The following is an 11,973-nucleotide window of genomic DNA, read 5'->3' as shown; positions in this document are numbered from 1 at the left end:
GAACCGTAGCGTCGCCCACCGCCCGCCCCTCGACCGGGTCGCCTTTCGGCCGCTGCCGCAATCGACGCTCGCATCTATGCTGGCGCGCTGAGACGCCGAGAACTGTTGGGGGACAACGATGGCAGGATGGAACTTCGCCGAGCTGTGGGAACGCATTGCGGCACAGCGGCCAGAAGCCGACGCTCAGGTACAGGGCGAGCGACGCATTACCTGGGCCGAGTTCGATCGCCGGGCGAACGGGCTGGCCCGGTACCTGCTCGACCGGGGGGTTCGCCACCAGGACAAAGTGGCGATCTACCTCCACAACTGTCCCGAGTACCTCGAGACGTCCTTCGCTTGCTACAAGGTCGGGCTGGTCCCGGTGAACACCAACTACCGCTACGTCGAGGATGAACTCGCCTACCTGTGGGACAACGCCGACGCGGTTGCGGTCGTGTTTCACGGCACCTTCGCCGACCGCGTCGAGGCGGTGCGCAACCGTGTGCCAACCGTGACCACCTGGCTGTGGGTCGACGACGGGTCAGGGCCGTGTCCCGACTGGGCGGTGCCCTACGAACAGGCGGCCGCCACGCCCACCGACGCCCGCACCGTGGCCGAGTGGGGACGCAGCGGCGACGACATCTTGATGATCTACACCGGCGGCACCACCGGCATGCCCAAGGGCACGATGTGGCGCCAGGACGACCTGATCCGGGCCCTGTGTTCCACCGGTAACCCCGTCCTCGGCGAGGAGTGCGAGACCGCGGGCTACGACGCCGCCCTCGAGGGGATCGGGGCCAACGCCGCCCCCGGGCTGCTCGCCTGCCCGCTGATGCACGGCACCGGCTGGTTCACCGCCAACATGTATCTGACCAGCGGAGGGTCGGTCGTGACGCTGCCCAGCCGCCACTTCGACGTCGAGGAACTGCTCGACGTCATCGAGGCCGAGAAGGTGGGGGCGCTGACCATCGTCGGCGACGCCTTCGCCAAGCCGATGGTGGCCGCCCTCGACGGGGCGCCCGACCGCTGGGACATCACCTCGGTCGTGCTGATCACCTCGTCGGGCGTGATGTGGTCCGAGTCGGCGAAAAGGGGCCTGCTCGCCCATCACCCGGGCATGTTGTTGGTCGACAGCTTCAGCTCGTCGGAGGCGATCGGGCTGGGCCAGTCGGTGTCCGCCGGCGACTCTGCCTCCAGCACCGCCTCGTTTGCGTTGGGCCCCAACGCCCGGGTGGTCACCGAGGACGGACGCGACGTCGAGCCGGGCTCCGGGGAGATCGGGCGGGTGGCCGTCGGGGGACACGTGCCGCTCGGCTACTACAAGGACGAGGCCAAGTCGGCGGCGACGTTCATCATGATCGATGGCCGGCGCTACAGCTGTCCCGGCGACTGGGCCACCGTCGAGGACGACGGCACGATCACCCTGTTGGGCCGGGGGTCGGTGTGCATCAACACCGCCGGCGAGAAGGTGTTCCCTGAGGAGGTCGAGGAGGCGCTGAAGACCCACCCGAGCGTGTACGACGCCGTCGTCGTCGGCGTCCCCGACGACCGCTTCGGCGAGACGATCGCCGCGGTGGTGCAGCCGGTCGAAGGCGCCGAGATCTCGGCCGACGACCTGGTGGCCCACACCAAGGAGCACCTGGCCGGCTACAAGGCCCCCCGGGCGGTGTTGTCGGTCGACACGATCGGCCGCGCCCCCAATGCCAAGGTGGACTACAAGCGATGGAAGGCCTACGCCGCCGACCAGGCGACCGCCTCAACCACATGATCCACCCTCACCCGCCGAGCGACCGGTGGAACGGAGCACCAACGTGACCGAAGCGACCCCAGAGCGCACCCCGGAGACCCCCGCTCCGGCAGTCGACCCGGTGGTGCTGGCGGTCGACCTGGGCACCGGAGGGCCCAAGATCGCGTTGGTGTCACTCGGCGGCTCGATCGTCGGGTCGGTCTACCGCCGGGTGGAGCCCAAGGTGGCAGCCGACGGCACCGCCGTCCAGAACCCCGACCAATGGTGGACCGCGGTCACCGACGGCGCCGCCGAGCTGACCCGGAGCCACCCCGACGCCACCGCAGCGTTGGTGGCCGTCGCGGTCACCGGCCAGTGGGGCTCCACCGTGCCGGTCGACGATCATGGCAACGCGGTCGGCGACTGCATGCTGTGGATGGACACCCGCGGTGCGGACCTGGCGGCCAAGCAGGTGGGCGGCCGCCTGGCGGTCGAGGGGCTCGGGCCCACCAAGGCGGCGTCCTGGATCAGGCGGTCGGCCGGGGTACCGAGCACCGAGGGCAACGACCCGCTGGGCCACCGTCTCTACATCGCAGAACACCAAAAGGAGCTCTACGAGCAAACCCACGCCTTCGTCGAGCCCCTCGACTACCTCAACGCCCGGTTCACCGGCCGCGTGGCCGCCTCCCGGCTGTCGATGGCCCTGTCGTGGCTGACCGACAACCGCGGCGAGGAGGCCGGGTACGACGACCGGCTGGTCAAGCTGTCCGGCACCCCGCTGTCCAAGCTGCCACCGATGCTGCCGATGGGCTCGATCGTCGGCACCGTGCTGCCCGAGGTGACCGAGGCGATGGGGCTGCCCAAGGACCTGCCGGTGCTGACGGCGATCCCCGACCTGCATGCGGTCACGCTCGGATCGGGTGCGGTCGGCAACTACGAGGGCCACGTGTCGATCTCGACCTCGGCCTGGATCGGCTGCCACGCCCCGGCCAAGAAGACCTCGATTCTGAAGATGATGGCCACCGTGCCCGCCGCGCTGCCCGGCCGCTACGTGCTGGCCAACAACCACGACACCGCCGGGGTGTGTTTGGAGTGGGTCAAGGGCGTGCTCATCGACGCCGACGACGGCCTGACCAGCCCGACCGTCGAATCGTTTACCGAGTTGGTGAATGCGGCGGCGACCGCCGAGCCCGGAAGCGGCGGCGTGCTGTTTGCCCCGTGGCTCAACGGCGAGCGCTCGCCGGTGGCCGACGCCAACCTGCGCGGCGGGTTTCACGGGCTGTCGCTCGCCACCACCCGCTGCGACCTGGTCCGCTCGGTGCTCGAGGGCGTCGCCCACAACGCGCGCTGGCTGCTCGAGGCGTCGGAATCGTTCCTCGGGGAGTCCTTCGGTGAGCTGCGGGGCGTGGGCGGCGGCGCCGTGTCCGACCTGTGGTGCCAGATCCATGCCGACGTGATGAATCGGCCGATCCATCGCATCGAGCAACCGCTGATGGCCACCGTGCGGGGCGCTGCCCTGTTCGCCGGCATGTCGCTGGGGCTGATCGGCGAGGACGACATCGCATCGTCGGTGCCCGTCGAGCGGGTCTTCCGGCCCGATCCGGCGACCCGCCGGGTCTACGACGGCATGTACGCCGAGTTCGTCAAGCTGCACAAGATCGAGGGAAAGATGTACTCGCGGCTGGCCAAGCTGCGATGACCGCCCAGGTGGGGGTGGGCGACCACCTGGGCCCGTCGGTCGGGCTGCTCGGGCGCACCTACCCGGTGCTGCTCCCCCGGCGGGGCGACCCGCGGCTGGTGGTCGCAGCGATCATCATCAGCGTCCAGGTCCTCGGCCAGACCGTGCTCGGCTTCAACCTGTCGATCGCCCAGATCCTCATCTCCCTGGGCGTCGCCGGCGGGCTCGACCTCGTGTTGACCGCCTGGGAACGCGGGGTGATCGCCTGGCCTGCCTCCGCCCTGCTCACCGGCAACGGCGTCGCACTGATCATGCGGGTGCCGGGCACCGAACACGGGGACTGGTGGAGCACGAGGGGCTGGCCGATCTTTGCCGCCACCGCTGCGGTGGCGGTGTTGTCCAAGTACGTCACCCGCATCGGTGGCCGCCCGCTACTCAACCCGTCCAACGCTGCGCTGGTCGTGGCGTTTCTGGTCTTCGGGTCCGGCCTGGCCGACCCCCAGGACCTGTGGTGGGGCCCCTGGTCGCCCGGCCTGGCGCTCACCTACGCCGTGATCGTGATCGGCGGGTTGACGATGACGAGGCGCCTGCGGCTGCACCGCATCGTGTGGCCGTTTCTCATCACCTACGGGGCCGCGACGGCGGTGGTGGCGCTCTCCGGCCACTCGATGACCGCCCGTTGGCACGTCGGCCCGGTGACCGGCTGGGCCTGGTGGTGGGTGGTGGTCGCCTCGCCCGAACTGTTGATCTTCCTGTTCTTCATGATCACCGACCCACCCACAGCCGCCAAGGGTCGGGTGGGCGGGGCGGTGTACGGGGTGGCGGTTGCCCTCACCGCAGCCGCGTTGATGGCGGCCCAGGGCACCGAGTTCGCCACCAAGGTGGCACTGCTCGGCGCTCTCACGCTGGTGTGTGCGTCCCGTCCGCTGATCGAGCGGTTCGCACCCGAGCCCGGCGCCGGCGACGACACCCTTCGGAGTGCGGCGCGCCACATCGCCCGGCGGGTGAGCCCGGCCCACCCCCGCCCCGCGTTCGCCGGATTGGCCGCAGTGGCGCTGGTGAGCGGCGCAACACTGCTGGTCGGTGCGGGCACTGGCCAAGGCCAGAGCCCGACGGGGGTCGACGTCGAGCGTCCCGACGTCGCTGCGCTGATCGGTGACCTCCCCGAGGTATCGCTCGACCCGGCGGTCGCCGACGTGATCCCCGGGTTTGATCAGGCCCGGGCCGAGACGGTGGTCGCCGACCTGGCCGCCGACCTGATGATCGAGGCCGAGTCGATCGACGCCGGCGAGGCCGCAGCACTTCCCTCGGCGCTGACCGGACCACGGCTCGCAGCCGCCACGGCCGTCTTCGACCCTTCGTCGCTTGGCGACGTCGCGCCGCCCAACGCCTCGCCGTCGACGTCTGAGCAGGCGGATACGGGGCTGCCGGGAGCAGGGCAGCCGGGGGCGGAACCCGTGGCGCCTGAGGCTGACCCCGACCAGGGCGTCCCGCCGACCCCGGGCCAGCGGGTGACCCTCGGCGAGGCCGAGGTGACGATCGTGCGCACCAGCGACAGCCCACAGGCGCTGCCCAGCCTGGGCGTGATCGCCGGCGGCACCGTCGACGACGCGGCGGGCGGGGGCGCCGCCTTCACCTCGGTGTTCGTCCTGGCCGCACCGGGCGACGACTGGCTGCTGGCCGACGTGCTCGACCCCGATGCGCTGCCCGGGGGCTGAGGGGCTGCGACTTCCGGGCGGTGGCGGGGCCGTCGGTAGTGTGTGGGCCTCAACCCGACCCCGTCTACGCACTTGGAGCAACACATGGCTGATCTCGGTTTCGACAACAAGGTGGCAATCATCACCGGCGCCGGCGGCGGCCTGGGCCGGCAGCACGCCCTCGAGCTGGCCCGACGCGGCGCCCGCATCGTCGTCAACGACCTGGGCGGTTCCCTCGATGGCCACGGCCACGCCGACGGGCCCGCCGACCAGGTGGTCGCCGAGATCGAGGCGCTGGGCGGCGAGGCGATCGCCAACACCGACTCGGTCGCCACCCCGGAGGGCGGCGAAGCGATCGTCGCCGCCGCGGTCGAAGCGTTCGGCACCGTCGACATCGTGGTCAACAACGCCGGCATCCTGCGGGACAAGACGTTCCACAACATGACCCCCGACCTGATCGACGCCGTGATCGATGTGCACCTGCGGGGCGCCTTCTACACGACCCTGCCCGCCTACAAGATCATGCGGGAGAAGAACTACGGCCGCATCGTCAACACCTCCTCCAACTCGGGTCTGCTGGGCAACTTCGGCCAGAGCAACTACGGCGCCGCCAAGATGGGCCTGGTCGGTTTCACGCGCGTGCTGGCCAACGAGGGCGCCAAGCGCAACATCAAGGTGAACGCCATCGCCCCTGTCGCCAAGACCCGCATGACCGAAGAACTCTTCGGCGCCGCCGGCGACCTGATGGCACCCGAGGCGATCTCTCCGACGGTGGCATTCCTGGCGCACGAGGACGTGCCGGTGTCCGGCGAGGTGTTCTCGGTGGCCGGCGGCTACGTCGCCCGCTACTTCGTCGGGCTGACCGAGGGCTGGTTCTCCCCCGGTCACACCGTCGAGGACGTTCGCGACAACTTCGACGCTATTCGTGACGACTCCAACTACGACATCTTTGCCGACCCCTCCGGCGAACTCGGCAAGCTGCTGGCGTTGTTCAGCCCGTCCGAGGACTGAGATGGCGATGACCAGCGGCTGAATTCTGGCCGCCATTCACATCCAACCTTGTCTTTCGTCCGCGCCGTCATTAGGTTCCCCGCTAGCCGCTGACAGATCGTTGGGGCTTGGGGGGTTGGGGCATGTCGAATATCAGGCACGGCGTACGTTTACGCCGACGCAGAAGGATGGCGACGTGGACGCTGGCAGCGTTTGCGGTGGTCGCCGCTGCTGCCTGTGCCCCGATGGTGCCGCCGACCGACGGGGTCGACCTGAGCGTCGCGGTCTCGGACAATGTGGGAGCGACGATCGGTTCCACCGTCACCTACGACGCGACGGTGTCGAGTGTCGGCACCGCAGCGACGACCGGCCCGGTCGCCGCCACCGTCGTGGTGCCGCCCGGCCAAACGGTGACCGCAGCGGCCGGCACCGGGTGGACCTGTACCAACGATGCTGCCCAGGCCACGTGTCGCATCGACGATGCCGACGTTCAGCCGGGTCAGGCGCTTCCGAAGATCAGCGTCACGGCAGACGTAGCAGGCCCAACCCTCATCGCCCAGGTGTACGTGGCGATCAGCTCCGACGGGGACGTGAACCCGGCCAACGACGAAGCGCTCGGCAAGGTCACCGTCACACCAGCCATCGAAGGTGACCAGCTGTTCGTCCAGGTTGCCGGTGCCCTGTCGATGCGTAACGGCGGCACCGTCAGCTCGGGCGACGTGTCGATCACAGCTGATCCGGCCGGCAGTCTCGGCGGTGCGGACAGACTCCAGATCGATGCATCGGTCGGGAGCACCCACGTGCTCGCCGACCTGCAGCGGACCAACCTCACCCTCTTCACCGGCACGATCACCGTGACCGACCCCGCACTTCAGGGCGGAGTTCCGCTGACGGTGGACTGGCGCGGACCCGTGTTCAGCAACGGGCTCGCCCCCTGGCGCAGCCTGAGCAGCGAGCTGCTCGGTCTGAGGATCCCATCACTGGACGTCGGCGGAGTGACGGGTGCGCTCGCCAATGGTTTGACGTACACCCTCAACTTCTCTGCAGCCGACTACGCACCCGAGGCCCCAGCGGCCGGACAGCCACCGCTCAGCTACTTCGCCAACAACCCCTCCAACATCAGCCCGTCGCTGAACCCGCCATCGCGGGTGGTCAGCGGCGCCGAGGTCACCCTGCCGGTCGAGATCAGCCCTCGAGGTGGATCCACCGTCGGCCCTGTTGCTGCGACGGTGGACCTCCCACCGGGACTCGAGTACGTGCGTGCCGGAAACGGTTCGACCTGCACGTCGCTTCCGGCCGTACAGCGCCGCTTGCGCTGCACCCTCAACAGCAGCATCGCTGCATCACTTCGGCCGAACCTCGTCGGAGGCCTCGCCGGAGTGGTGCTCCCCGTTTCCCCCGAGAGCATCGACCTCCGGGTGCGGGCGACAACACCTGGGGTTCCTCTGAGGGTCTCGGCGACTGTCGGCTCCGCCAACTCGGCGAGCCAGTCCACCGACACCACCATCAACGCCAGTCCCCCGGGACCCGAGGTCGGGCTCACCATGAACGGTGCCGAACTCACGCCCAACCTGTACTTCCGGGAGGGGACCGGGCTGTCAGCCAACCAGTACAACTTTGCGGTCGACAACGTCGGAACGGCAACGTCGGCATCCCCGACCGTCACGGTCACGCTTCCCGAGGGCGTCACCTACCGCGGGTTCACCAACCCGACCCTCCAGCTCGGCAACAACCGCTTCATCTGTAGCGCCGCCGGACAGGAGGTCACGTGCACCCGATCGAATGGGGTCGGGGTCACCTCGCTGACCAGTCCTGCACCCGGCTTCGCCATCCAGGTCGACGTGGCTGCCCCGACAAGCCCGACCGTGACGGCAACCGCAGCGCTCACCAACAGCAACGATGTCAATCCGGGCGGGCCGGACAAGTCGGCCACCGCGACGACCCGGGTCGCCGCCACCGGCGCGCCCACCTACGACGTCTCGCTGTCCAACGGGGCATTCGCAGCAACTGGACGGCCGGTCCTCGAGGGTGGCTATGCGTTCACGACCACCCCGTCCGGACGGGTCGACGGCATCAACGGCTGTGGCACCTCGATGAACTACGTGCCGCCGGTCCTGGTCGTGCCCATCGTGGGTCCCACGCTCGTGCCGGCCGTCTTCGCTGACAACACCCTCTGCGTAGACGTCAGCCGAGTGGCGGGAACGAACAACTTCTCCGGCACCGTGCGCACGGACTTCGTCACCGCCCCGGTCTTCCTCCCACCGCCGGTCCCCCAGGAGCTTCCGCTTCCGCCGGTTATCGGTCCGCGCGAGGTATCGGTCAACGCTGACCAGAACGTGACGCTGACCGGCCTGCTCGATGGCGCCGTCTCCGGCAGTGCTGATGGTTCGAGCCTGCAGTTGGTGCTCAACGGTGGTGCCGATTTCACCACCAGCTGGTCACTGACAGCGCCGCCCGAGGCCACGTGCATCGACATCAACACCTGTCCCTGACCCCCACCCACAACTGAGGCGCTGACGTCCGACCGATCAGGTCGGGGGGCGCCAAACACCTGCACTCGCCGACCGGGTTCCGGTCGGCGAGTGTCGCGCTCGGGGTCAGCCGGCCCGATACCAGTCGACGTCGGTCATCGGGGCCAGGCCTTCGTTGCCCAGGATCACATCAGCGGCCTTTTCGGCCAGCATCATCACCGGCGCATAGATGTTGCCGTTGGTCACGTACGGCATCGACGAGGCGTCGACCACCCGCAGACCCTCGGTGCCCCGCACCCGCAACGTCTCGGGGTCGAGCACCGACATGTCGTCGGTGCCCATGCGGGCGGTGCACGACGGGTGCAGCGCCGTCTCGGCGTCCTTGGCCACCCAGCCGAGAATCTGCTCGTCGGTGACCACGTCGGGCCCGGGTGACAGCTCGCCGCCATCGAACGGGCCGAACGCCTCCTGGCCGAGGATGTTGCGGGTCACCCGGATCGCCTCCACCCACTCCCGCCGGTCCTGTTCGGTCGACAGGTAGTTGAACCGGATCGCCGGGTGCTTGCGAGGGTCGGTCGAGGTGACCTTCACCGTGCCGCGGGCGTCGGAGTACATCGGCCCCACATGCACCTGGTATCCGTGGCCACTGGTCGGGGTGGTGCCGTCGTAGCGCACCGCCAGCGGCAGGAAGTGGTACATCAGGTTGGGGTAGGCAACGTCGTCGTTGCTGCGGACGAACCCACCCGCTTCAAACTGGTTGGACGTGGCCGGCCCCTTGCGGAACAGCCATTGCAGGCCGATCCACGGGCGGCGCCACTTGGCCAGGTGCGGCTGCATGGACACCGGCTGGGTGGACGAGTGCTGGATGTACACCTCGAGGTGGTCCTGCAGGTTGGCGCCCACGCCGGGCACGTCGGCGACGACGTCGATACCCAGGCTGCGCAGGTGATCGGCTTCCCCCACGCCGGACAGCTGCAACAGCTGGGGCGAGTTGAACGCCCCGCCGCACAGGATCACCTCGTTGGCCGTGGCCGTGTGGTGGCGGCGCCCGTGGGTGAAGCTGACGCCGGTGGCCCGGGTGCCGTTCCACTCGATGCCGGTGCTCAACGCCCGGGTGAGCACGGTGAGGTTGGGGCGGTCGAGCACCGGGTGCAGGTAGGCCCGGGCCGCCGACAGGCGCCGGCCGCGATGCACGTTCCGGTCAAACTCGGAGAAGCCCTCCTGCTGGTAGCCGTTGACATCGCTGGTGCGCGGGTAGCCGGCCTGGGCGGTCGCCTCGAGGAACGCCTGGCACAGCGGGTTGTCGGCGTCGCCGCGCTCGAGGATCAGCGGACCGTCGTCGCCGCGAAACTCGTCGCCGCCCGCCAGCGTTGTCTCCATGCGCTTGAAGTAGGGCAGGCAGTGGGCGTAGTCCCACGTGTCCATGCCAGGGTCGGCCGCCCAGCGCTCGTAGTCCATCGGGTTACCCCGCTGGAAGATCATGCCGTTGATCGACGAGGACCCGCCCAGCACCTTGCCGCGGGCGTGGTACACCCGACGGCCGCCCATGTGGGGCTCGGGCTCGGTCTCGTACTTCCAGTCGTAGAAGCGGCTGCCGATCGGGAACGAGAAGGCTGCCGGCATGTGGATGAACACGTCCCACTTGGAGTCGGGACGTCCGGCCTCGAGCACCAGCACCAAGTTGTCCGGGTCGGCCGACAGCCGGTTGGCCAGCGCCGAACCGGCCGAGCCGCCTCCGACGATCACGTAGTCCCAGTTGGTCGTCTCGACGTCGGTCATGTCGTTGCGCGGCATCATCGGCCCGTCCTTTCGTGCTGTTCGGTTCGATCCGCCCCTTCGTAGCGCTCGCCTTGTTTCAGCGCGCCCATCAGTAGGGCGCCTCGACGTCGCCGGTCTCGACGTACACCGCCTTGCGTTGGGTGTAGTGCTCGAAGGCCGCCATCGAGTTCTCCCGGCCGATGCCCGATTGCTTCACGCCGCCGAAGGGCATCTCGATCGGGGTCAGGTTGTAGTTGTTGATCCACACGGTGCCGGCCTGCAGCGCGGCCGCAACACGGTGGCCACGGGCCAACTGCTGCGTGAACACGCCGGCGGCCAGGCCGTAAGGCGTGGCGTTTGCCCGCGCGACCACCTCGTCCTCGGTGTCGAAGGCGAGCACGCCCATCACCGGGCCGAAGATCTCCTCGGTGATGATCGTCATGTCGTCCGAGCAGCCGGTGAACACGGTCGGCTCGACGAAGTACCCGTCGCCCAGCGGCCCGTCCGTCACCCGGCAGCCGCCCGCGGCGACGGTGGCGCCCGAGTCCCGCCCGGCATCGAGGTAGCCGCTCACCTTGGCCAGGTGGTCGGCGCTGATCAGGGCGCCAACGTCGGTGGCCGGGTCCATCGGGTCGCCGACCACCATCCTGGCAGTCCGCTCGACCAGCTTGGCGACGAACTCGTCGTGGATGCCGGCCTGGACGAACACCCGGGTGCCGTTGGAGCACACTTCACCCTGGGTGTAGAAGTTGCCCATCAGCGCCCCGGACACGGCGTTGTTGACGTCGGCGTCGTCAAAGACGATCAGCGGCGACTTGCCCCCCAGCTCCAGGGTGACCGCCTTCAGGGTCTCGGCGGCGGCGGCCATCACGGCCTTGCCGGTCCCCACCTCGCCGGTGATGCTCACCTTGGCCACGTCCGGGTGGGCCACCAGCGCCCGACCGGTGCGGGCGTCGCCCTGCACCACGTTGAACACCCCGGGCGGCACGCCGGCCTCGGTGTAGATCTCGGCCAGTTCCAACGCGGTCAGCGGGGTCAGCTCGGCGGGCTTGAACACCATCGTGTTGCCGGCGGCCAGCGCCGGGGCCGACTTCCAGCAGGCGATCTGGATCGGGTAGTTCCAGGCGCCGATGCCGGCGCACACACCCAGCGGCTCGCGGCGCACGTAGGCGAAGTTGTCGCCCAGCGTCACGTGCTCGCCGGTGAGCGTGGCGGCGGCGCCGGCGAAGTACTCGACCGCCTCGGCACCCGAGATCACGTCGACGGTCGACGCCTCGGCGATGGGCTTGCCGGTGTCGGCCACCTCGATACGGGCCAGCTCGTCGTTGCGCTCGCGCAGCAGGGAAGCCGCCCGGTTGAGGATCCTGCCCCGTTCGGCCCCGGTGAGGGCGGCCCAGCCGGGGAACGCCGCCTTGGCCGAGGCGACGGCTGCGTCGACATCGGCGTCGTTGCTCTGGTGCACCTGTGCCAGCACCGCGCCGGTGGCGGGGTTGAACGTCGGAAACCGCTCGCCCGAGGTCGCCGCTGTCCGCCGCCCGTCGACGTACAGCTCGGCCTCCGACCGAAGCCGAGCCTCGCTCGGGGGGGTCGTGGGGGGCTCGGCGGAGGCATCGCTCATGGGGTCGACCCTACCGGTACTGGGGAAACGCGCTCGTTGGTCGGGTCCGCTGGGGC

The 11,973-nt window shown here is 69.4% G+C and carries 7 protein-coding genes; 5 read left to right on the top strand and 2 right to left on the bottom strand.

Features of this window, described 5'->3' with window-relative positions:
* Window positions 1-118 precede the first annotated feature (118 nt).
* The 5 genes from IPN02_18630 to IPN02_18610 all read left to right on the top strand — a co-directional run bounded on the left by IPN02_18630 (window position 119) and on the right by IPN02_18610 (window position 8,562).
* Window positions 119-1,747: an acyl-CoA synthetase gene (locus IPN02_18630; GenBank protein ID MBK9298804.1), complete on the top strand. Its 1,629-nt coding sequence runs from the start codon at window positions 119-121 to the stop codon at window positions 1,745-1,747.
* A gap of 43 nt (window positions 1,748-1,790) precedes the next feature.
* Window positions 1,791-3,404: an FGGY-family carbohydrate kinase gene (locus IPN02_18625; GenBank protein MBK9298803.1), complete on the top strand. Its 1,614-nt coding sequence runs from the start codon at window positions 1,791-1,793 to the stop codon at window positions 3,402-3,404.
* Window positions 3,401-5,101, top strand: coding sequence for a hypothetical protein (locus IPN02_18620; GenBank protein ID MBK9298802.1), 1,701 nt, complete (start codon window positions 3,401-3,403; stop codon window positions 5,099-5,101). Before IPN02_18625 ends, IPN02_18620 begins: the two co-directional genes overlap by 4 nt.
* Before the next feature lie 72 nt (window positions 5,102-5,173).
* On the top strand, window positions 5,174-6,091 hold the full coding sequence (locus IPN02_18615) for an SDR family NAD(P)-dependent oxidoreductase (GenBank protein ID MBK9298801.1): 918 nt from the start codon (window positions 5,174-5,176) through the stop codon (window positions 6,089-6,091).
* A 167-nt stretch (window positions 6,092-6,258) separates the two neighbouring features.
* A complete protein-coding gene (locus IPN02_18610; protein MBK9298800.1) occupies window positions 6,259-8,562 on the top strand; it encodes a hypothetical protein in 2,304 nt (767 codons plus the stop codon).
* A 105-nt stretch (window positions 8,563-8,667) separates the two neighbouring features.
* Here the strand turns inward: IPN02_18610 and betA are convergent, their stop codons facing one another.
* The gene (betA, locus tag IPN02_18605; protein MBK9298799.1) at window positions 8,668-10,320 is read right to left on the bottom strand and encodes a choline dehydrogenase; all 1,653 of its coding nucleotides are present in this window, start codon (window positions 10,318-10,320) and stop codon (window positions 8,668-8,670) included.
* Window positions 10,321-10,408: 88 nt separating this feature from the next.
* Window positions 10,409-11,917: a betaine-aldehyde dehydrogenase gene (gene betB / locus IPN02_18600; protein MBK9298798.1), complete on the bottom strand. Its 1,509-nt coding sequence runs from the start codon at window positions 11,915-11,917 to the stop codon at window positions 10,409-10,411.
* Window positions 11,918-11,973: the final 56 nt, after the last annotated feature.

The organism is Candidatus Microthrix subdominans (assembly GCA_016719385.1).
In the GTDB taxonomy this organism is placed as follows: domain Bacteria; phylum Actinomycetota; class Acidimicrobiia; order Acidimicrobiales; family Microtrichaceae; genus Microthrix; species Microthrix subdominans.
The sequence above is the reverse complement of the archived record's forward strand: the minus strand, read 5'-3'. Positions and strand labels throughout refer to the sequence as shown.

Excerpts from the sequence above, each read along its gene's own strand:
- IPN02_18610 (MBK9298800.1), top strand. The coding sequence starts at position 6,259 with ATGGCGACGTGGACGCTGGCAGCGTTTGCGGTGGTCGCCGCTGCTGCC.
- betA (MBK9298799.1), bottom strand. The coding sequence starts at position 10,320 with ATGACCGACGTCGAGACGACCAACTGGGACTACGTGATCGTCGGAGGC.
- betB (MBK9298798.1), bottom strand. The coding sequence starts at position 11,917 with ATGAGCGATGCCTCCGCCGAGCCCCCCACGACCCCCCCGAGCGAGGCT.
- IPN02_18630 (MBK9298804.1), top strand. The coding sequence starts at position 119 with ATGGCAGGATGGAACTTCGCCGAGCTGTGGGAACGCATTGCGGCACAG.
- IPN02_18620 (MBK9298802.1), top strand. The coding sequence starts at position 3,401 with ATGACCGCCCAGGTGGGGGTGGGCGACCACCTGGGCCCGTCGGTCGGG.